At 73.2% G+C, this 20,051-nt stretch carries 15 protein-coding genes; 1 reads left to right on the forward strand and 14 read right to left on the reverse strand.

Annotation, left to right across the window (positions count from 1 at the left end; translation table 11 throughout):
* Positions 1-7: 7 nt before the first annotated feature.
* The 13 genes from meaB to ACWC5C_RS09125 form a co-directional block, all read right to left on the reverse strand.
* Positions 8-1,003, reverse strand: a complete 996-nt coding sequence (gene meaB / locus ACWC5C_RS09065) for a methylmalonyl Co-A mutase-associated GTPase MeaB (RefSeq protein WP_450874806.1) — start codon at positions 1,001-1,003, stop codon at positions 8-10.
* Entirely contained in the window at positions 1,003-3,219 is a 2,217-nt protein-coding gene (gene scpA, locus ACWC5C_RS09070; protein WP_450874807.1) for a methylmalonyl-CoA mutase, read from the reverse strand. The genes meaB and scpA overlap by 1 nt, the downstream gene beginning before the upstream one ends.
* A complete protein-coding gene (gene mutA, locus ACWC5C_RS09075; protein ID WP_450874808.1) occupies positions 3,219-5,123 on the reverse strand; it encodes a methylmalonyl-CoA mutase small subunit in 1,905 nt (634 codons plus the stop codon). Before mutA ends, scpA begins: the two co-directional genes overlap by 1 nt.
* A gap of 288 nt (positions 5,124-5,411) precedes the next feature.
* Positions 5,412-6,644, reverse strand: a complete 1,233-nt coding sequence (locus ACWC5C_RS09080) for a cytochrome P450 family protein (protein ID WP_450874809.1) — start codon at positions 6,642-6,644, stop codon at positions 5,412-5,414.
* 405 nt (positions 6,645-7,049) lie between these two features.
* Positions 7,050-7,859 carry an endo alpha-1,4 polygalactosaminidase gene (locus tag ACWC5C_RS09085; RefSeq protein ID WP_450874810.1) on the reverse strand — a complete coding sequence of 270 codons (810 nt, stop codon included), beginning with the start codon at positions 7,857-7,859 and terminating at the stop codon, positions 7,050-7,052.
* Positions 7,856-8,530 carry a spherulation-specific family 4 protein gene (locus tag ACWC5C_RS09090; protein ID WP_450874811.1) on the reverse strand — a complete coding sequence of 225 codons (675 nt, stop codon included), beginning with the start codon at positions 8,528-8,530 and terminating at the stop codon, positions 7,856-7,858. The genes ACWC5C_RS09085 and ACWC5C_RS09090 overlap by 4 nt, the downstream gene beginning before the upstream one ends.
* Positions 8,527-9,504 (reverse strand): NAD-dependent epimerase/dehydratase family protein, encoded by a 978-nt coding sequence (locus tag ACWC5C_RS09095; protein WP_450875134.1) that lies wholly within the window; start codon positions 9,502-9,504, stop codon positions 8,527-8,529. The genes ACWC5C_RS09090 and ACWC5C_RS09095 overlap by 4 nt, the downstream gene beginning before the upstream one ends.
* An 8-nt stretch (positions 9,505-9,512) precedes the next feature.
* Positions 9,513-10,226, reverse strand: coding sequence for a nucleotidyltransferase family protein (locus ACWC5C_RS09100; protein ID WP_450874812.1), 714 nt, complete (start codon positions 10,224-10,226; stop codon positions 9,513-9,515).
* A gap of 46 nt (positions 10,227-10,272) precedes the next feature.
* A complete protein-coding gene (locus ACWC5C_RS09105; RefSeq protein ID WP_450874813.1) occupies positions 10,273-11,313 on the reverse strand; it encodes an SDR family NAD(P)-dependent oxidoreductase in 1,041 nt (346 codons plus the stop codon).
* 80 nt (positions 11,314-11,393) lie between these two features.
* Complete coding sequence (locus ACWC5C_RS09110; RefSeq protein ID WP_450874814.1) at positions 11,394-12,860, reverse strand: hypothetical protein; 1,467 nt, start codon at positions 12,858-12,860, stop codon at positions 11,394-11,396.
* Positions 12,857-14,362, reverse strand: a complete 1,506-nt coding sequence (pelF, locus tag ACWC5C_RS09115; protein ID WP_450874815.1) for a GT4 family glycosyltransferase PelF — start codon at positions 14,360-14,362, stop codon at positions 12,857-12,859. Before pelF ends, ACWC5C_RS09110 begins: the two co-directional genes overlap by 4 nt.
* A gap of 114 nt (positions 14,363-14,476) precedes the next feature.
* Entirely contained in the window at positions 14,477-16,645 is a 2,169-nt protein-coding gene (locus ACWC5C_RS09120; RefSeq protein WP_450874816.1) for a hypothetical protein, read from the reverse strand.
* A 549-nt stretch (positions 16,646-17,194) separates the two neighbouring features.
* The gene (locus ACWC5C_RS09125; RefSeq protein ID WP_385441207.1) at positions 17,195-17,365 is read right to left on the reverse strand and encodes a hypothetical protein; all 171 of its coding nucleotides are present in this window, start codon (positions 17,363-17,365) and stop codon (positions 17,195-17,197) included.
* 247 nt (positions 17,366-17,612) lie between these two features.
* Between ACWC5C_RS09125 and ACWC5C_RS09130 the strand changes: the two genes are divergently transcribed.
* Positions 17,613-18,545 carry a DUF3048 domain-containing protein gene (locus ACWC5C_RS09130; protein WP_450874817.1) on the forward strand — a complete coding sequence of 311 codons (933 nt, stop codon included), beginning with the start codon at positions 17,613-17,615 and terminating at the stop codon, positions 18,543-18,545.
* Positions 18,546-18,551: 6 nt separating this feature from the next.
* Here the strand turns inward: ACWC5C_RS09130 and ACWC5C_RS09135 are convergent, their stop codons facing one another.
* Complete coding sequence (locus ACWC5C_RS09135; RefSeq protein ID WP_450874818.1) at positions 18,552-20,024, reverse strand: FAD-dependent monooxygenase; 1,473 nt, start codon at positions 20,022-20,024, stop codon at positions 18,552-18,554.
* Between the last annotated feature and the right edge of the window lie 27 nt (positions 20,025-20,051).

The raw sequence follows: 20,051 nt of genomic DNA on the forward strand, positions 1-20,051 counted from the left end.
TCGGCACTCAGCCGTCGGACGGCGTACGGAACGCCTCCAGCAGCCGGTCCGCCGCCAGCGTCGCCGTCAGCGTGCCGTCGCGAACGTCCTGCTCCAGGCCGGGCGCGAGCCGCCGCACCCCGGGGTGGGCGTGCAGCCGGGCGAGCAGCTGGTCGCGCACCATGGACCACGTCCAGCCGACCTGCTGGTCGCGGCGCTTGGCCTCCAGCGCGCCGGTGGCCTCCAGCACCCGGCGGTGTTGCTCCAGCCGCTCCCAGACCACGTCGAGCCCGGTGTTCTCGCGCGCCGAGCAGGTGAGCACGGGCGGGTTCCACGGCGCGTCCGGGGGCTGCAACAGCCGCAGCGCGCCCGCCAGTTCGCGGGCCGCGGACTTGGCGTCCCGGGCGTGCGAACCGTCCGCCTTGTTGATGGTGACGACGTCGGCCAGCTCCAGGACGCCCTTCTTGATGCCCTGCAGCTGGTCGCCGGTGCGGGCCAGGGAGAGCAGCAGGAAGCTGTCGACCATGCCCGCGACCGCCGTCTCGGACTGGCCCACGCCGACGGTCTCCACGAGCACCACGTCATAGCCCGCGGCCTCCATCACCACCATGGACTCGCGGGTGGCGCGGGCGACCCCGCCGAGCGTCCCCGCGCTCGGCGAGGGCCGTACGAAGGCGTCCGGGTCGACGGCCAGCCGCTCCATCCGGGTCTTGTCGCCCAGGATGGAGCCGCCGGTACGGCTGGAGGACGGATCGACGGCGAGCACCGCCACCTTGTGGCCGAGCCCGGTGAGCATGGTGCCCAGGGCGTCGATGAAGGTCGACTTGCCCACCCCGGGCACCCCGCTAATGCCGACCCGCCGCGCCCCGCCGGTGTGCGGCAGCAGCTCGATCAGCAGCCGCTGGGCGAGGTCGCGGTGATCGGCCCGGGTGGACTCGACGAGGGTGATGGCACGGGCGATGTACGCGCGCTTGCCGTCGAGCACGCCCTTGGCGTACTCCTCGATGTCGATCGTCCGTGGCATTACAGCTCGTGGCCGAGGTCGGCTGCCAGCTTCCGCACCAGGTCGTGGGCGGCGTCCGGGATGACCGTGCCCGGCAGGAAGACGGCGGCGGCACCGGCCTCGTGCAGGGTCTGGACGTCCTGCGGCGGGATGACGCCCCCGACGACGACGGTGATGTCCTCGCGGCCCGCCTCGGCCAGCTGCTCGCGCAGCGCGGGCACCAGCGTGAGGTGGCCGGCGGCCAGCGACGAGACGCCGACGATGTGCACATCGGCCTCCACCGCCTGCCGGGCGACCTCCTCCGGCGTCTGGAACAGCGGGCCGACGTCGACGTCGAAGCCGAGGTCGGCGAAGGCGGTCGCGATCACCTTCTGACCGCGGTCGTGCCCGTCTTGGCCCATCTTGGCGACCAGGATGCGGGGACGGCGGCCCTCGGCGCTCTCGAACTTCTCCACCAGCGTGCGGGTGCGGTCCACACCGGACGACGGTCCGGCCTCGTCTCGATACACACCGGAGATCGTACGGATCTGGCCGGAGTGGCGGCCATACACCTTCTCCAGCGCGTCGGAGATCTCCCCGACGGTGGCCTTGGCGCGGGCGGCGTCCACGGCGAGCGCGAGCAGGTTGCCCTCCAGGCCGCTGCCGGGCCCGGACTCGGCGGCGGCGGTGAGCGCGCGCAGCGCGTCCTGGCACACCGCCTCGTCGCGCTCGGCGCGCAGCCGCCGCAGCTTCTCGATCTGCTGGGCGCGCACCGAGGAGTTGTCGACCTTGAGGACCTCGATCTGCTCGTCGCTGTCGACCCGGTACTTGTTGACGCCGATCACCGGCTGGCGCCCGGAGTCGATCCGCGCCTGGGTGCGGGCGGCCGCCTCCTCGACGCGCAGCTTGGGGATGCCCGCGTCGATGGCCTTGGCCATGCCCCCGGCCGCCTCGACCTCCTCGATGTGCTGCCAGGCCCGCCGCGCCAGGTCGTACGTCAGCTTCTCGACGTAGGCGCTGCCGCCCCACGGGTCGATCACCCGCGTGGTGCCCGACTCCTGCTGCAGCAGCAGCTGCGTGTTGCGGGCGATCCGGGCCGAGAAGTCGGTCGGCAGGGCGAGGGCCTCGTCCAGGGCGTTGGTGTGCAGCGACTGGGTGTGGCCCTGGGTCGCGGCCATGGCCTCGACACACGTACGGGTCACGTTGTTGAACACGTCCTGCGCGGTCAGCGACCAGCCGGAGGTCTGCGAATGGGTGCGCAGCGACAGCGACTTGGGGTTCTTCGGGTCGAACTGCTTGACCAGCTTGGCCCACAGCAGCCGCGCCGCCCGCAGCTTGGCGACCTCCATGAAGAAGTTCATGCCGATCGCCCAGAAGAACGAGAGCCGCGGCGCGAACGCGTCCACGTCCATCCCGGCCTCCATCCCGGCCCGCAGGTACTCCACGCCGTCCGCGAGGGTGTACGCCAGCTCCAGGTCGGCCGTGGCCCCGGCCTCCTGGATGTGGTAGCCGGAGATGGAGATGGAGTTGTAGCGCGGCATCCGCTGCGAGGTGAAGGCGAAGATGTCGGAGATGATCCGCATCGACGGCTGCGGCGGATAGATGTAGGTGTTGCGGACCATGAACTCCTTGAGGATGTCGTTCTGAATGGTCCCGGCCAGCTTCTCGGGCGCGACGCCCTGCTCCTCGGCGGCCACGATGTAGAGCGCGAGGATGGGCAGCACCGCGCCGTTCATCGTCATCGACACCGACATCCGGTCCAGCGGGATGCCGTCGAAGAGCTGCCGCATGTCGTAGATCGAGTCGATGGCCACGCCCGCCATGCCGACGTCACCGGTGACCCGGGGGTGGTCGCTGTCGTAGCCGCGGTGGGTGGGCAGGTCGAAGGCGACCGACAGGCCCTTCTGACCGGCCGCCAGGTTGCGGCGGTAGAACGCGTTGGACTCCTCGGCGGTGGAGAAGCCCGCGTACTGCCGGATCGTCCAGGGCTGGTTGACGTACATCGTCGGGTACGGGCCGCGCAGATACGGCGCCACGCCCGGGTAGGTGTCGAGGAAGTCCAGCCCGTCCAGGTCCTCCGCCGTGTACAGCGGCTTGACGCCGATGCCCTCGGGGGTGTCCCACACCAGGTCCTCGACGCCCTTGCCGACGCTGTCCTGCACCGCGGCGGCCCAGGCGGCGGAACCGGCACCGCCGGACGCCCCCTCGTCGGCCGGTCCCTCGAACTCGACGGCCGAGAAATCCGGGATCCCGCCCATCACCGCACCCCCATGATGTCCAGAGCCGAGGTCAGCGCCTCGACCGCGTCGCAACCGGCGAAGACGAACCCGTCCACCCCGGCCCGCTCGTACTCTTCCTGAAGTGTCCCAGGCCGCCCGGCCAGGAGCACCCGCGCCGCCCCCGCGGCCTTCAGCCGCTCGGCGACGGCCACCGCCTGCTCCGCGTACACCTTGTCGCTGGAGCACAGGCAGGCCACCGCCGCGCCGCTCGCGGCGAACGCCTCGGCCACCGACTCCGCGTCGACCGTGACCGGCTCCTGCACCGCCTCGATGCCGCCCGCCTGGAAGAGGTTGACGGCGAAGGAGGCGCGGGCCGTGTGCACGGCCGCCGGTCCCAGCGCGGCCAGGAACACCCGGGGCCGGGCGCCCCGGTCGGCCAGATACGCGTCGGAGCGGGCGCGCAGCGCCTCGTACGCCTCGTCGCGGCGCACCCTCGGCAGCCCGCCGCCGGGCCGCTCCGGCGCGGCGGCGCGCTCGACCGGCGGCTCGGCGAGGTTCGGGAACTCGCTCACGCCGGTGATCGGTTCCTTGCGGCGGGCCAGCGCGCGCGAGCGGCGCTCCCAGGTGGCGGCCAGCCGGTCGCGCACCAGCCCTGAGGCGAGCGCCGCTGCCAGTCCCCCGGCCCGCTCGATCTCCTGGAACCAGGCCCACGCGGCGCGGCAGATCTCGTCGGTCAGCGACTCGACGTACCAGGAGCCGCCGGCCGGGTCGATCACCCGGGCCAGCCCCGACTCCTCCAGCAGGATCGTGGAGGTGTTGCGGGCGATACGGCGGGCGAAGTCGTCCGGCAGGCCGATCGCGCTGTCGAACGGCAGCACCGTGACCGCGTCGGCGCCGCCGACCCCGGCGGCCAGGCTCGCCACGGTGGTGCGGAGCATGTTCACCCAGGGGTCGCGCCGGGTCATCATCACCGGCGAGGTGACGGCGTGCTGGCGCTGGGCGCACTCCGGTGAGCCCGTGGCCGCCCCGCACGCCTCCGCGACCCGCGCCCACAGCCGCCGGGCGGCGCGCAGCTTGGCGATGGTGGTGAACTGGTCGGCGGTGGCCGCGTAGCGGAACTCCAGCTCGGCGCAGGCCGCCTCGACGGTCATCCCGGCCCCGGTCAGCGCGCGCAGATACGCCACTCCGGCGGCCAGCGAGCAGCCCAGCTCCTGGGCGACCCCGCCACCGGCCTCGTGGTACGGCAGCGCGTCCACCGTGAGGGCCCGTACGCCGGGGTGGTCGCGGTAGCAGGCGACCGCCAGGTCGGCGGCGGCGGCCAGGTGGGCGGGCACATCGGCGTCCCGGCCGGTACGGGCCGCCAGGCCCAGCGGGTCGGCGCCCAGGTTGCCGAGCGCCGCGTGCGGCGGCACCTGACGGTCCGCGTACAGCCGCAGCAGGGCGTGGCCCGCGGCCTCGAAGTCGGCGCCCGCGTCGAGGACGACGGGCGCGAGGTCGAGGTAGACACCGGCCAGGGCCTCGGGCAGCGCGTCGACGGCCACCCCGCCCTCGCCGACCGCCAGCCACACCGACCCGGCGCCGTGCTCCAGGTCGGCGAGCACGGCCCGGTTGGTGGTGGCCGCGTCCGGGTGGATGTGCCGCTGGCGGATGTCCCAGCCGGAGACCGCGGACCCGGCGGGACGCGCGCCGCGCAGATACGGGGCGAAGCCGGGGTGACCGGAGTGGCCATGGCCGGGGTCCTGCGGGGCGTCCTCGGACGTGTAGAGGGGTCGGACGGTGATGCCGTCCTCCACCTCGGTCGCGAGAGCGGCTTCGGCGTGTACGCCCGTGGCATCCGACGCGCCGGTTTTACGCAGCACGCCTTCCACGAGGCGATGCCACTCGTCTCGTGTCACATCCGGGAATTCATCGGCTAGGGGAAGCCCGTCGGGCAGGACCGTCATGAAAGGGAGGCTAATGGGCGTGGCTAAAGCCGCAGCAGAGGGTAGGGATGTGAGGTTACTCTCGGCCCCGGATGCCCGGTTCCGACCGATTACCCGCTGGTAAGTCCGGGGTTTACGGGGCGCGTAGGGGTTGCCGTGACACCGGGTGCGGGTCCGGTCGCGCGTGTCGGCGGGCCCGCACAAAGAAGGCCCGCCCGGTGCGACGGGGGATGCACACCGGGCGGGCTCGATGACCTTTTTACCGCATCCACCGAGGGTTATGCATCAAAAACCTGTTCGCTTCTTCGTTCACCACGCCACAGGCAGCGAGATCAGGCCACGCGCGCGGATCGAGGGACGCCAGCGCAGCTCCTCCCTCGGGCCCTCCAGCCGCAGCCCAGGAAAACGGGACAACAGCGTGGCCAGAGCGATATCGGTCTCCAGCCGGGCCAGCGGTGCGCCGAGGCAGTAGTGGATGCCGTGGCCGAGCCCGAGGTGCCCGGATCGGCCAATATGCGGATTGAGTGCGTCCGGGTCCTGGAAACGGGTCGGATCGCGGTGCGCCGAGGCGGCGGAGAGCAGCACGGTCTCCCCGGCGGGGATCGTCACGCCGCCGATCTCGATGTCTTCCCGGGGGAAGCGGCGGATCGCGAGCGAGGCCGGGCCCTCGTAGCGGACCAGCTCGTCGAAGGCGGCCGGGATGCGCGTGGGGTCCTCGCGCAGTTCCGTGAGGAGGTCGGGGTGGTCGAGCAGGGCGAGCACGGAGTTGGCGATGAGGTGGACCGTGTTCTCGTAGCCCGCGAGCAGGATGAGGAAGGCGAGCGAGGTCAGCTCGTCCTCGCTGAGCCGGTCGCCCCCGCTCGCCGAATCCTCCGTCTCGTCGTCGCGCACCCTGATCAGGTCGGACAGCAGATCGTCGCCGGGTTCGGCGCGCTTCTTCGCGATGAGGCCGGTGTAGAAGCGCAGCATGGCCCCGACCGCCTCCTTCGCCGCCTGCGGCCGCGCCGGGTCGGGGGTGATCAGGGCGTCGCTCCAGGCGCGGAAGTCCTGGCGGTCCCCCTCCGGGACGCCGAGCAGATCGCAGATGACGATGATCGGCAGCTGTCCGGCGTACGCGGCGAGCAGATCGGCGCGGCCGTCGGCCTCGATGGCGTCGAGCAGTTCACCGGCGACGCGCCGGACCGGTTCGCGCAGCTTCTCGACCCGGCCGGGGGTGAACGCCTTGACCACGAGGCGGCGCACCCGGGTGTGGTCCGGGGGATCCATGTTGAGCAGGTTGGTGTCGAGGGCGGGCGGCAGCGAGAAACCGCTGTAGTTGCCCGGCGCGGCGTGGCGCTTGTCCAGTGAGAGGCGCGGGTCGGCGAACGCCTGCCGCACATCGTCGTAGCGGGTGACCAGCCAGGCGGGGCGGCCGTCGGTGCCGCTGATCCGGTGGACCGGGCCCGCCTCCCGGAGCGCGGCCAGGGCCGGATACAGATCTTCGATCAGAGCGGCGGTGTCGGCCGTATCGGCGTTCGCCGCGGTGTGGACGGTGTTCGGCATGGCTCCAGACCTTAAGTCCGGCACGGTGGCCGGGAGGCGGCGTCGGGGCTGAATCTCCCCGACGCCGCCTGCGCCACGGGTGGCCCCGACCCCCGTCCAGGGCCACCTCGTCCTTGGTCCCCCCCGTTCTGCCGTTCCGCCGTTCCGCCGTTCTCCGCCGCAGGCCGCGCCTGTCTGCTTCAATCAGCAAACCGCGTCTGAGCGCCGCCGCTTCCCCTTCGGCAGCAAGTTGCCAATCCCCGCACCGAGCGGCTTGGGCCTTGACACGCGCGATCTCGGGAACGCCGAACACCGCGTGACGCCGTGGGGGCACGGCGTCACGCGGTGAAGGGATTCCGGTTCCGGCCGGGAGGCTGGCGAAAATGGCCGGATATAGCACCAAGAAGGGGGAACCGCGCGCGGCGGTCAGCAGGGGCGGCGCCAGGGGTCGAGGTCCAGCCGCTTCTGCATCGAGCTGAGCCCGAGCCGCTGCGCGGTCCGGCAGAAGGCGCCCGGCTTCAGGGCGTATTCGGCGTGGAAGACCGCCTTCTTCCGCCGGATGAAGGGGGTGAGCTTGTCGCACTCGTCGTACTGGGCGCATTCCTCGTTGACCGCGAAGTCGAAGTCCCGCACCAGCTGGGGGATCTGGTCGAGGTCGTTCTTGAGACCGATGGCCAGGCCCCGGTCATGGGCCAGCCGCGCCATCGCGCGGTTGTAGGCGAGCTGGTGGGCGGCAGTGAGCGGGAAGCCGGTGCGGTTGCGGTAGCCCTCGGTCAGATCGGGCTCGACCGCGTCGAAGCCCTTGTCCCGGCACATGTCCATCCGCTTGGCCATGAGCGGGCGCAGGACGGACAGCTGACGGATGTCCAGCCAGCGTTCGCCGCGCCAGCCGTTGCCCCGGCCCAGCAGGGAACGGGGGAAGGCGGCGCGGTCGGGCCGGAAGTTCTCCCAGGCGCCGGCGTTGATGTAGCAGATCACCTTGCGGCCCCGGGCGTGCAGCCGGGCGACGGTCCGGGCGGAGTTCTCGAAGCCGTCGATGTCGTAGACGGGTACGTCGACCGACTCGTCGATCCGGCCCGCCAGCTGCCACTGCCAGGCGGTGCCGGGGCGGGGCTGCCAGCGCGGGGGCCCGGGCGGCCGGTCGTCGCCGGGGTCCGGCGAGCCGCCGCCCGAGCATCCGGTCAGGATCAGCAGCAGGGCGGCGATCAGCGCCGCCGTCACGCGCCGCGCTCTCATCGCGGGACCTCCTCCAGCTCGGCGGGGGCGGACCGCCAGGGGTTCGCCCCCGCTCCGGGCACCGCGCAGTGCACGGCGGCGCCGCGCGCCCGGGCGGTGCGGCCCACCTGTCCGGCCCGCCCGCAGGGCACGCCGTACACCAGATGGCAGAAGCGTCCCGGCGGATGGGCGGCGGTCCAGTCCGGCACGTCGGCCTGCTGGTAGGTGTCCCACCGGCCCTCGAAGGTGACCAGCAGATCGGCGAGGGCGGCGTAGCGCGGGTCGGGGTGGGTGCCGGGGTTGAAGACGACCGTACGGGCGCCCAGCACCCGGGAGGCCAGCGCCAGCCGCCGGTAGCGGGGCAGCGTCGCGGGGTCGGCCGCGGTCCGGTCGAGGAACACGCCGTCCACGCCGTACCAGCGGCGATACCGCCGTACGTCGGTGAGGACCGCGCCCACCCGGCGGCGGCCGTACGCGGTGTCGACGTACCCGAGCAGCGGCGCCCCGGCGGCGCGCAGCCGCCCGGCGGCCTCGGCGAACACCGGGTCGGGGCGGATGCCCGGCCCGTCCGCCAGGTTGAGGATGACGCCGTACAGCCGCCCGGCGGCCTCCTCCAGCACCCGCCAGGGGTGCGGATCGACCGCCGGGTGGACGTACAGGGGTACGAGCAGACGGCGCTGATGGACCGTCACCGGGCGGGCGTTTCGGCCGGGTCCTTGCTGGCCGCCCACAGACCGGTCAGCGACTCGGCGAAGGAGTACCGGGGCTGCCAGCCGAGCAGCCGGTCGGCTGCCCCGATGTCCGCTTGCTGCCAGCTGACGGCGGCCGAACGGGCCGAGCCGCCGCCGCTCTCCTCGACGGCGCCGCGGAAGCCGCTCTCCCTCACCAGCCCCTCGGCCACCTCCCGTACCGGGCGGGCCTTGCCGCCGCCGATGTTGAGGAGGCGCGGGAGTTCGCCGGGCTCGGTGGCGGCGAGACCGGCGGCCCGGGCGACATCGCGCACGTCGACGAAGTCGCGGTGGGCGGAGAGGTCCCCGACGCGGACGGTGGCGTCCGGCTCGGCAGCGTCCATGGCGTCCAAGGCGCCGTCCCGCATCGCGAGCCGCAGCTCGGCGGCGAGCCGGCCGGGCAGGCTCGCGGCCGGGGAGCCGGGGCCGAGCGGGTTGAAGACCCGCAGGGCCACCGCGTCCAGGCCCGAGTCGAGGACGGCGAGGGTACCGGCCAGCTTGGACGCGCCGTACAGGCCGAGCGGCCGGGTGGACGCGCTCTCGCCGAGGGGACGGCCGGGCGCGCCCGGCCCGTACTCGGCCGCCGAGCCGAGGTGGACGAGCCGGGCCCCGGGGGCGGCGGCCGCCAGCGCCGCGCACAGCACGGCCGGGCCGCGCGCGTTGGTCCCGGTGAGCGCCACCGCGCCGCCGCCGACCGCGCCCGCGCAGTTGATCACGGCGTCGGGGGCGAGGGCGCGCAGGGCCTCGGCCAGTTCGGCCGGGTCGGTGGTGGCCAGGTCGACGGTCAGGTCGGGGGTCGGGCGGGGAGTCAGATCGGGGTGCGGGGCCCGGCCGGACGGACGGGCGGCGACCAGCACCCGCACGCCGGACAGCGCGCGCAGATGCCGGACGGTGTGCCCGCCCAGAAAGCCGGTGGCGCCCAGGACGAGGATGCGCACGGGCCCGCTCACGCTCCCTTGATCAGCATGCCGCGACGGGCGTCGAACTCGGCGTTGGCCCGGTCGTAGTCGTCGGGCCGCCCGATGTCCAGCCAGTAGCCGTCGAACTCGTACGCCTGCGGCGGCGTGCCGGCCTTCAGCAGGTCCAGGACCAGCTCGTCGAAGCCCAGCGGCAGGCCCGGGGTGTAGCGGGCGAGGGCGTCGCGGGAGACGCCGTAGACGCCCATGGAGACGCGGTAGTCCATGCTGGGCTTCTCGGCGAAGCCGACCACCCGGCCCTCGTCGGTGTTGAGCACGCCGAAGTCGATGTTCACCTGGCGAGCGTAGGTGGCGATCGTCAGCGGGGCGTCGGCCTGCTGGTGGCTGCGCAGCACGTCGCCGAAGTCGAGGTCGGTGAGGACGTCGCCGTTCATCGCCAGGAAGTGCTCGGGCAGCCGGTCGAGCATGGTGAGCAGCGGGCCCATGGTGCCCAGCGGGCTGTCCTCGGTGGCGTATCCGACGCGCAGCCCCCACTGGGAGCCGTTGCCGACGTACGCCCGGATGATGTGGCCCAGGTGGCCGATGGCCAGGGTGCAGCTGGTGAAACCGGCCGCCGCGAGCTGGCGCATCACGATCTCCAGGATCGCGTGCTGCTCCCCGATCGGGACGAGCGGCTTGGGCAGGGCGGTGGTGTACGGGCGCAGCCGGACGCCTTTGCCGCCGGCCAGGATGACTGCGTGCATGGGGTGGAGTCCTCTCCGGTCAATCAGCGTGAAGGGTGAAAGGGGGTCAGACGTTGTAGATGTCGGTCTTGTAGCGGGCGAGGTTCGCCGGGTCGCGGAAGAAGGCGATGGTGTGCTCCAGGCCCTCTTCGAGGCTGTGGGCCGGGGCCCAGCCGGTCGCGGCGCGCAGCCGGGAGGCGTCGCAGACCAGCCGCATCACCTCGGAGTCGGCGGGGCGTACGCGCTGGGCGTCCTCGCGGACGTCGAGGTCGGTGTCCATCAGCTTGCCGACCAGGGAGACCAGGTCGCCGACCGAGATCTCCCCGCCGGTACCGGCGTTGAAGGTGCGGCCGACCACGTCCGCGGCGGGCGCGGTGCCGACGGCGAGGAAGGCGGCCGCGGTGTCCTTGACGAAGGTGAAGTCGCGGGTGGGGCGCAGATCCCCGAGGGTGACGGTGCGCTGCCCGGCGGCCACCTGGCCGATCACGGTCGGGATGACGGCGCGCATGGACTGGCGCGGGCCGAAGGTGTTGAACGGCCGCAGGGTGACCACGGGGGTGGCGAAGCTCGCGTGGTAGCTGTCGGCCAGCCGGTCGCCGCCCGCCTTCGAAGCGGCGTACGGGGACTGGGTGTTGATGGGGTGGTCCTCGGTGATCGGCACGGTCTGCGCGGTGCCGTACGTCTCGCTGGTGGAGGTGTGGACGAGGCGCGGGATCTCCTGGTGGCGCACCGCCTCCAGCACGTTCAGGGTGCCGGTGACGTTGGTGTCGACGTACGAGTGCGGGGCGCGGTACGAGTACGGGATCGCGATCAGCGCGGCGAGGTGGTAGACCGCCTCGGCGCCCTTGACCAGGCCGGTGACGGATCCGGGGTCGCGGACGTCGCCGAGGACGACGTCGACCTCGGACAGCACGTCCTTGGGAAGGGTCTCCAGCCAGCCGAAGTCGGAGAAGGAGTTGTACTGCACCATCGCGCGCACCCGGTGGCCGGTGGCGACCAGCGCCTCGACGAGGTGTGAGCCGATGAACCCCTCCGCGCCGGTGACGGCGACGGGGGTGGCGGTGCTCGGGGCGCTTGCGGACTTGTTTTCGGACGTGTTTTCGGACATGCCAGAACTCCACTTCTGTTGCGGGGTGTTGTGGTGATGCGTGCGTGCGTGCGCGTGCGGAAAGAAGGGTGAGAGGTGGCTCAGCGGTGGGTGGTGATCCGGCCGAGGAGTGCGGTGGCGAAGGCCAGCAGGACGGCCGACGCCGCGCCGCAGACCGCGAGCTGGACGACCGCCGGGGCGGAGATCTCCAGCGCGAGCGCGGCGGTTTCGGCCCCGGCCGCGGCCAGGCACACCGCGGCGGGGGGCCAGGCGCTGCCGAACGCCTGGAGCAGCAGCCCGCTCCACAGCACCGCCCCGAGCGCCAGGACGGCGAGCAGCCGGGCGGCCCCCAGCGGTGGTGGAGCGGTGTCCGGGGACGCGGCGGGCCACAGCGCGTGGGTGGTGAACACGAGCGCGGTCAGGGCGGCGAGGTACCCGGCCAGACAGAGCCCGAGCACCCGAGCGGCGCGCAGCCGCAGCCCGTTCGGCCCGGTGCTGTCGGCGAGCGCGGCGAGCGCGAGCCCCCTACAGCGGTACAGCAGCCATTCGGCGGCGCCCATGCTGAGGGTCAGCGCGATCACCACGGCCCCGGCGAGTGCCGCCCCGGCCCCGTACCGCACCATGTCGCCGAGCGCGGCCACGGTGGTGAGCACGGCGCACCCGAGCCCGAACAGCCCGTACGGCAGCGAGGCGGCGAGCGGCGGGGCCGGGGCGTTCACCGGGTCGGGTCCGATGGCCCGTACGGTGGCGCGGGTGGCGGCCGCGAGCACGGCGCCGATGGTGGCGAGCAGCGCCACCACCCGTGCCCAGGAGGGCAGTTCGAGAGCGAGCGAGAGGCCAGCGCCCACCGCCGTCGGCAGCAGCGCCAGCGGCAGCAGCCGTTCCTTGCCGAGGACGAGCAGTGCCGTGGCCGCCGCCAGATAGGCCGACTGTCCGGCCGCGAAGGCGAGCGCCGCGCCGGGGGCGGGAAGCAGCAGCGCGGCCACGAAGGCGAGCGCCGCGCCCAGTGGCGCGCCGATCCGCAGACACCGCCCGGCCGCCGCGTGGCCACCCGACGCCAGCCGGGTGTACGCGCGGTGGGCGAGCGCCTGGTTCCACGCCCAGCCGACCAGCGCGGAGGCGGTGAGCGCACCGCTTCCGGCGGGCAGTCCGAGGACGTCGGGCGGGCCGCTGAGGAACGGCGCGCCCAGCGCGTAGCCGAGCCCGGGCAGGGCGAACACCAGCCCGCGGAACAGGAACCGCCCGGGGTGCGCGGCCCAGGGGTCGGTGCGCGACAGCGGTTCGGGGTGGCGGCGCGGTACGCGTGCGTACAGCTCGGCCGCCAGCTCGAAGGTGTCCCGGCGCCCGAAGCGCTCCCGCACCTGATCCCCTGTCAGCCCGTCGGCCTCCAGGACGGCCGCGATCTCGTCGGGGTGGACGGCTTCGGCGACCAACTCGCCCATGTCGGTGATGAGTTCGTCGACCGGGTCGTGGGCCCAGCGCGGCCGCCGGGGGCCATCAGCGCGAGGTACGGGACGTGGCGCGGGCGGAGCCGGGCGGGGCGGTATGAGCCGCAGCGGGCCGCTCATGCCGTGCCCCCGGCGACCAGCGGCCACGCCATCGCCGGAGCCTCGGTGGCCCGGGAGGTGGCGTCCAGCTCGTGGTAGATCTCGCGGAAGGCGCTGATGGTCTGGCGCAGGGTGAACTGCTCGATCACCCGCAGCCGGGCCGCCTCCCCCATACCGGCGCGCCGCGCCGGGTCGCCGAGCAGCGTGAGCGCCGCCCGCGCCATGCGCTCCGGGTCGCGGGGCGGGACGACGAGGCCGCTGTCGCCGACCGCCTCGCGTACGCCGCCCACATCGGTCGAGACGGTGGCGCGGCCGCAGGACATGGCCTCGATGAGGGTGAAGGGGAAGCCCTCGCTGATGCTGGAGAGCATGACCACGTTGCCCGCCGCGTAGGCGTCGCGGATGTCCTCCACCCGTCCCTCGAAGGTGACGGCGTCGGACACGCCCAGTTCCAGGGCGAGCGACTGGCATCCGTCGCGGTAGCCCTCCGCGCCGCGCGGGGTGCCGCCGAAGAGGCGCAGTCGCGCGTCGGGCAGCTCCTTGCGTACGAGGGCGAAGGCGCGGATCAGCGTCTCCAGGTCCTTGATCGGGTCGACGCGGCCCGCCCAGCTCAAGGTGGGCACGGAGGGTTCGGGTCCGGCGGGCGGGAAGGCGGCCGGGTCCACGCCGTTGTACACGGTGCGGATGCGCTCCGGCGGGGTGCCGCCGTGCTCCTCCCAGCGCCGGTTGTAGCGGTTGCCGGGGGTGACGAGCGCGGCGCGCCGGTAGCTCTCGATGGCCAGCAGCCGGAAGAAGCCGAGCAGCAGCGCCTTGACGGGCCAGTTGTACGGTTCGGTGCGGAAGCCGAGGTAGCGCTCGCGCAGATAGACGCCGTGTTCGGTGAGCAGGAACGGGGTGCCGTACCGCTCGCGCGCCACCAGGCCCGGCAGCGCGGCGAGTCCGCCGCTCACCGCGTGGGCGACGCCCTCGGCCGGGGGCCGGGCGGCGAGCGGGCGCAGGGCGTGTTCGAGCAGGTCGGTCGCGGTCAGCGCGTCGTGGAGGGTGGGGCGGGCGGCGGCGGTGGGCAGCTGCGGCAGGGTCCATATTCGGGCCAGGGCGCGGGCCGCGGACTCCGAGGCCAGCGCCGCGGAGAGGGTGCCGCGTTCGGCGAACTCGGCGAGCCGGTACAGCTCGGGGGCGAAGGCGTGTTCCTGGGCCGGGTCGAGCAGGGCGAGCAGAAAGCGCTCGTACCCGGCCAGGAACGTCCGCATCTCCCGCCCGCGCGGGGCGCGCGCCCGGACCGCCGGGGGCGGCCCCCACAGCGGCACGCAGTCCACGCCGCGCACCTGGGCGGGCAGCTCCCAGGCGAGCGGTTCCTGCCCGGTGCCGGTCACCGCGATGACCCGGAAGTCGGTGTCCGGCATGCCCCGCACGAGCTGGTCGCACCACACGCTGACCCCGCCGTGGCCGTGCGGGTAGGTGCCCTCGGTGAGCAGGGTCACCGGGACGGTGCCGGCCGTGGGCTCGGCGAGCGATCCTCGCATGTCGGTTCGGTCTCTCCAGGACGGCGCCGTGGGCACGGCGGGGCAGCGGTGAGGGAGGGTGTTACGGGCGGGGCGGCGCGGCCCGTCAGCGTGACGGATGGGCGGCGCGGGCCGTCAGTCGCGGCTGGTGTCGCCCGGTCCGTACGGCACCGGGTCGCGCACCCCGGCCGGGACGGGCAGCCCGTCGGCGGGCTTGGCCGCGCGCAGCGCGGGCGCCGCGCCGGAGGGGTCGGCCGGGACCGCGTCGCCGGGCAGGGTGAAGGTGATCCGGCCGAGGGCGGGCGTGGCCCAGCCCGAGCGCAGTCCGGCGTAGGCGGAGCCGAACGCGGTGGCGCTGCCGGTCTGGGTCTGCTGGGTGCCCACCGGCAGGGTGGCCGGGGCCTGGGTGCCGCTGGGCGCGGTGACGGTGATGGTGTCGCCGACGCGGTACGCGGTGACGCGCCCGGCGGCCAGGGCGTCGTCCCAGGCGGCGCGCTTGCGCAGCTCCTCGCCGGTGTCCTTCATCCGCAGGTTGACCAGCGGGGTGTTGTCGGCGAAGAGGCCCTCGTAGGCGCCGAGGGTCTTCTCCAGCACCGGGTAGACGATCCGCTCCTCGGCCAGGTTGGACTGGTGGACGTAGTGCGGGCGCGGGTCGTTGGCCAGCACATGGCCGAGCGCGATCTTGGACTCCAGCGGCACGATGTACGAGGCGTAGCCGGTGGCGGTGTCCAGCGGGGCGTCCAGGCAGGTGGTGGCCGAGGAGGTCTCGCACACTCCGCTGCCGCCGTCGGCCTTCTTCGCGTAGATCCAGTTGTACTCGTCCGCCTGCTCGGCGGCGCGCCCGGCGTTGTAGAAGATGTTCATCGGGTGGCGCGGCACGGTGGTGGCGGGGCCGAGGGTGCGCTGCTCCCGCTCCCGGGAGGCGTCGCTGGCGATCGAGGTGACACCGGTGAGGGTGAGGGCGGGCGACAGGTTGGGGTTGTCGTTCGGCTGCTGCGGCAGGGTCTTGAGGCCCGAGTGCTCACCGGTGACCAGTTCGGTCTTGTCGACGGCGAGGTTCTGCCGCCCGGCCCAGGTGAGGTTGTCGCTGATCTGCCCGGAGATGTCGGTCAGGCCGACGTAGCGGGTGGTGCCGAGGAGGGTGGTGGCGCACTTCCAGGGGACGACGGTGGTGTCCTGCACACAGCCCAGGAAGGGGTGGTTGTAGGTGTGGTTGAGCCAGCGGAACGAGCCCTGGTCGGCGACGAGTTGCTGGGCGAGCGGGTCGCTGCCGCCGTTCTCGTCCTTGTAGGCCTCGCTGCCGCCGCCGTTGAAGGCGAGGTCCAGGGTGAAGCCGTGGGTGGTGGACCACTCCTTGGCGTAGCTCGCGTCGGCCGCGGTCATGCGGATCGGGTCGTTCTCGACGCCGTTGCCCGCGGTGCCGCAGTCGATGTCGCCGGGGGTGCAGTTGAGTTCGGTGTCCCAGCGGTCGTCGGCGGCGAACACGTCGTCCACGTGGACGGCGAGGTAGTTGCGGTTGGCGCCCAGGTGGATGCCCTGGGTCAGCCACTCCACGATGCCACGGGCCAGCAGCCGGAACTGGCTCTGGTACTGGTTGTAGACGAAGGTGACGACCAGCTCGCGGCGCCCGTCACGGGCGTACTCGCCGACCAGCGAGCCGCGCGCGGAGCTGCCGGGTATGGGCGCGTCGAGGTAGCTGGTGTAGGTGGCGCCGTCGGCCTGTTGTGCCAGCGGGGTGGCCAGATAGCCGTAACTCTCGGTCACATTAGGGTCGTTGTCCTCGAACGGCACGGTGCCGTCGAGGTAGCCGAAGGGGCCCGAAGCGCCGGACGCGGTCACCTTCGCGGTCCGGCCGTCCAGTGATCCGGCGTACCCGGGGTTCTGCGGGTAGTTGAGCCCGACGGCGGGGCGGGCGTAGGTGTACGCGTCCACCTGGCGGATGCCGAACTTCTTCTCGTACGCGGTGAGCGCGGCCATCTCGGCCGAACCGTCCCCGAACGGGTTGTCGTTGGGGACCACGACCGCCTGGTACTTGGCGCGCGGCCGTCCGTCGACGGTGTCGCTGAGGAACGCGGCGTCGATGCGCGAGCGTCCGGAGGCCGTGAGGTCGACCGTGGTGTACGGGGTGCCGGAGCCGTCGAGTTCGGCGGTGATGGCGGCCGTCGCGGGGCCGTGGTCGTCCAGGACCAGGACCCGCAGGTCGATTCTCGGCGTCACGGCGGCGCTCGCGGTGAGCGCCGGAGCGAATGCCGTCAGCAGGACCGCAGCGGCGCATGCCGCGGCGGGCCGGGTCATCCGACCCATGGTGAACTCCCCCCAGGGGCAGCCGCGCAGGGCGCGCGGCGCCGACCGGTGAATGACGCGCGTCGGCACACACCGGATGGCGGCGCGCCGAGGCGAAGTGAGCGATGAATGATCCTCAGAAACGCGGCTTCACGCGGCCGGGGCTCCCCTCCCCGGCGGCTGATGTCCCTCTCCCCCTGTCGCCGCTCACGGACAGCGTCGTCCGGAGCGGCTTGCGCGGCCGAAGCCGAGGCCGCGCAGCACATATCTTGCGCTATCCCGACGTAGATCGACTCCCCGAACGCCGCACAACACGCCATCGACGGGCCCGTGGTGGCCGGTTTTCGCCGCCCCCGAACGCAGCCCCTCGACCCGTGCTTCACACATGTGGAGGAGGTGTGAGGATCGGACACCCCTTGCGGCGACTGGTCGGATTTTCAGCCTTGGCCAAAGCCTTCGCATATGCGTTCCTGCTGCACAGCGGGGGTATCACCGCTCATCGGGCGCGCCGAAATCGGCTGAATGACGGCCGTCCGAATTGTTCGTCATTGAAACGAATCGGCGGTGTCCTCAGTCCACGCTCTGGAGGATATGTGGCTCGGCCAAGTCGTCCTCGTAACCGGCGAGACGGATCGGAGCGGAGCGCGCCCACACCTCCAGACTGCCCACCTCCGGCGGCTCCGCCCGCCGCCCGCCGCTATCCGCGTGTGACTCGTCGCTCATCGTCTGCTCGGGGGTCACCGCACACTCCTTCGTGGTCGGCTGAACCGGATCTGTCGTCAGGTTAACGAGCACTTGAAGGCTCCGCGCGTCGATTCCCAAGGACTGGACGAAGACGCGCAAGAAACGAACACCCCGGCCGAATGCTCCGCGCCAAGTGGCCACAGGGCCCCATCCATGGTGAGCTGGGACGGGAGGGGGTGGGGCCGATGTCCGTCGGATATCCGCCGAACGGGTGAGGGGAGCACGGCGCTCCGCCGCCCGGCCCGTGACCTTGCTGTTCGCGGCGCTCCTCGTGCTCGCCGCGCTGAGTGGCTGCGACGGCGACCGGAAAGGCCAGATCGCGGAGCGCGGCCGGTCGCCCTTCACCGGGCAGTTCGCGCGGCCCGCGCCCGTCCTCGCTGTGAAGATCGACAACGCGGCCCAGGCGCGCCCCCACACCGGGCTCGGCGCGGCCGACATCGTCTACGTGGAGCAGGTGGAGGGCGGGCTGAGCCGTATGCTCGCGGTCTTCTCCAGCCGACTGCCCGCCACCGTGGGCCCGGTGCGCAGCGCCCGCGAGAGCGACCTCGACCTGCTGCGCCAGTTCGGCCGCCCGGCGCTGGCGTACTCGGGCGTCCAGTCCCGGCTGCGGTCCACCGTGGACGCCGCGCCGCTGTATCCGCTGCCGCCCGCCGAGGCGCCCCGCGCCTACTTCCGTGGCACCCAGCACGCCGCGCCGCACAACCTCTATGTGCGCCCCGAGGCCGCGCTGCGCGCCGCCCCGGACGCCTCGGACGCCCCGGACATCGGCTTCCGCTTCGGCGCCGCGCCGCCGGGCGGAAAACCCACGGCGCGGCAGACGGTCCGCTATCCGTCCGCGGGTTTCGCCTTCACCTGGTCCGCCACGGACAAGCGGTGGCTGGTGGCGATGGACGGCACCCCGGCCCGCACCACCGACGGCGGGCGGCTGGGCGCCGCCACGGTCGTGGTGCAGTACACGAGGGTCCGCCCGTCGCGTTTCCACGATGTGCTCGGCAGCGTCACGCCCTTCACCGAGACGGTCGGCTCGGGCCGCGCGGTGGTGCTGCGCGACGGCAAGGCGTACGAGACGCGCTGGTCACGGCCGGGCGCGGGAGGCGGCACCACCTTCACGACCACGGACGGTGACCGGATGAAGTTCGCGCCGGGCCCGGTGTGGGTGGTGTTCGCGGCCCGGTGATCCGTCTCACTGGGTGGACAGGGCGGGGGCCTCGGTCGAGACCCAGGCGATGTGGCCATCGGGCCGCACCAGAACGGCCAGCGGGCCCTCCCAGCCCTGGTGCGCGGTGGCCGGGCGGGCGGTGACCACCCGGACCCGGTCCGCTCCCCCGGCGACCCGCTCGGCGAGGGCCATGGCGTCGGCATACGCACCGCCGCCATCTTCTGAGCCGCCGAGGTCCAGCAGGACGAACCGTCCATCGGCCAGCAGCGGGTACAGGCTCGGCCCATCCGCCCCCTCCAGCCCCACATCGGGCGCGCGGTGGCCCACCAGCGGGGCGGCTCCGGCCGGGGCCGGGTAGGCCACGTCCAGCGCGGAGAGCTGCCCGGCGAGCTGCCGGTTCACGGTCGGATGCGTGGCGAGGATGTCGCTGAACACGGCGCGCAGAGCGCGGGTGTCGGGGGTGTAGACGGCGCCCATCGCGGTCTGCGCCTGGGTGTTCTCCAGGAGCGCGGCGCCGACCGGATGCCGCTCGGCGTGATAGCTGTCCAGCAGGTCGGCCGGGGCGCGGCCCCGGCAGTGCGCGGCCAGCTTCCAGCCGAGGTTGAAGGCGTCCTGGAGCCCGACGTTGAGCCCCTGACCGCCCATCGGCATATGGATGTGCGCCGCGTCCCCCGCGAGCAGGATCCGGCCCTCGCGGTAACGGGCCGCCTGCCGCGCCGCGTTGCCGAACCGTGAGAGCCAACGGGGTGCCCGCATCCCGAAGTCCGTACCCGCGATGGCGCGCACGGCCGCGCGCAGCTCGTCGAGGGTGAACGGCTCGGCGGCGGGCCGGGTGGCGGACTCCCGGGTGGAGCCCGCGATGCGGTGATGGCCGTCGCCCAGCGGGACGATCAGGATGCCGCCGTGCTCGCTGGTCAGCGACGGGACCCGTGGCGGCTCGTCCAGCACCACATCGCCGAGGAAGCCGGTCGTGGTGGTCGACGTGCCCGGGAACTCGACGCCGCTCGCGGCCCGTACGGTCGATCCGGCCCCGTCGCAGCCCACCACCCAGCTCGCGCGCAGGGTGTACGGACCGTCCGGGCCCGCCACGTCCACCTCGGCGCCGCCCTCGTCCTGCCGTACCGCCAGCGCCCGGTGCTCCCAGCGGATCTCGCCGCCGAGCGTGCGCAGCCGCTCCTCCAGCAGCTGTTCGGTGCGGAGTTGGGGCAGCACCAGGGTGTACGGGAAGCGGGTGTCCAGTACGGAGAAGTCCAGCCGGGCCGGGAGCCCGGCGTAGTGGCCGCTGGGCAGCGGCGTGCCCTCGCGGACGAACCGGTCGGCGAGCCCGCGCATCGCCAGCACCTCCAGGGTGCGCGGATGGAGCGTCAGCGCCTTGGAGTGCGGGCTGCGCTCGGCGGCGCGCTCGATCACGGTGACGGACACGCCCGCCAGCCGCAGTTCGGCGGCGAGCAGCAGCCCGACCGGCCCGGCCCCCACCACGACGACATCGTCTCGCACGGTACCCCTCCACGCTTCCCTTGATCC

This window comes from Streptomyces sp. NPDC001700, from assembly GCF_053596435.1.

What these genes read in the sequence shown, in the direction of transcription:
- ACWC5C_RS09110 (WP_450874814.1), bottom strand. Translation starts at nt 12,860, where the DNA reads ATGAGCGGCCCGCTGCGGCTCATACCGCCCCGCCCGGCTCCGCCCGCG.
- meaB (WP_450874806.1), bottom strand. Translation starts at nt 1,003, where the DNA reads ATGCCACGGACGATCGACATCGAGGAGTACGCCAAGGGCGTGCTCGAC.
- pelF (WP_450874815.1), bottom strand. Translation starts at nt 14,362, where the DNA reads ATGCGAGGATCGCTCGCCGAGCCCACGGCCGGCACCGTCCCGGTGACC.
- scpA (WP_450874807.1), bottom strand. Translation starts at nt 3,219, where the DNA reads ATGGGCGGGATCCCGGATTTCTCGGCCGTCGAGTTCGAGGGACCGGCC.
- ACWC5C_RS09105 (WP_450874813.1), bottom strand. Translation starts at nt 11,313, where the DNA reads ATGTCCGAAAACACGTCCGAAAACAAGTCCGCAAGCGCCCCGAGCACC.
- ACWC5C_RS09120 (WP_450874816.1), bottom strand. Translation starts at nt 16,645, where the DNA reads ATGGGTCGGATGACCCGGCCCGCCGCGGCATGCGCCGCTGCGGTCCTG.
- mutA (WP_450874808.1), bottom strand. Translation starts at nt 5,123, where the DNA reads ATGACGGTCCTGCCCGACGGGCTTCCCCTAGCCGATGAATTCCCGGAT.
- ACWC5C_RS09100 (WP_450874812.1), bottom strand. Translation starts at nt 10,226, where the DNA reads ATGCACGCAGTCATCCTGGCCGGCGGCAAAGGCGTCCGGCTGCGCCCG.
- ACWC5C_RS09085 (WP_450874810.1), bottom strand. Translation starts at nt 7,859, where the DNA reads ATGAGAGCGCGGCGCGTGACGGCGGCGCTGATCGCCGCCCTGCTGCTG.
- ACWC5C_RS09080 (WP_450874809.1), bottom strand. Translation starts at nt 6,644, where the DNA reads ATGCCGAACACCGTCCACACCGCGGCGAACGCCGATACGGCCGACACC.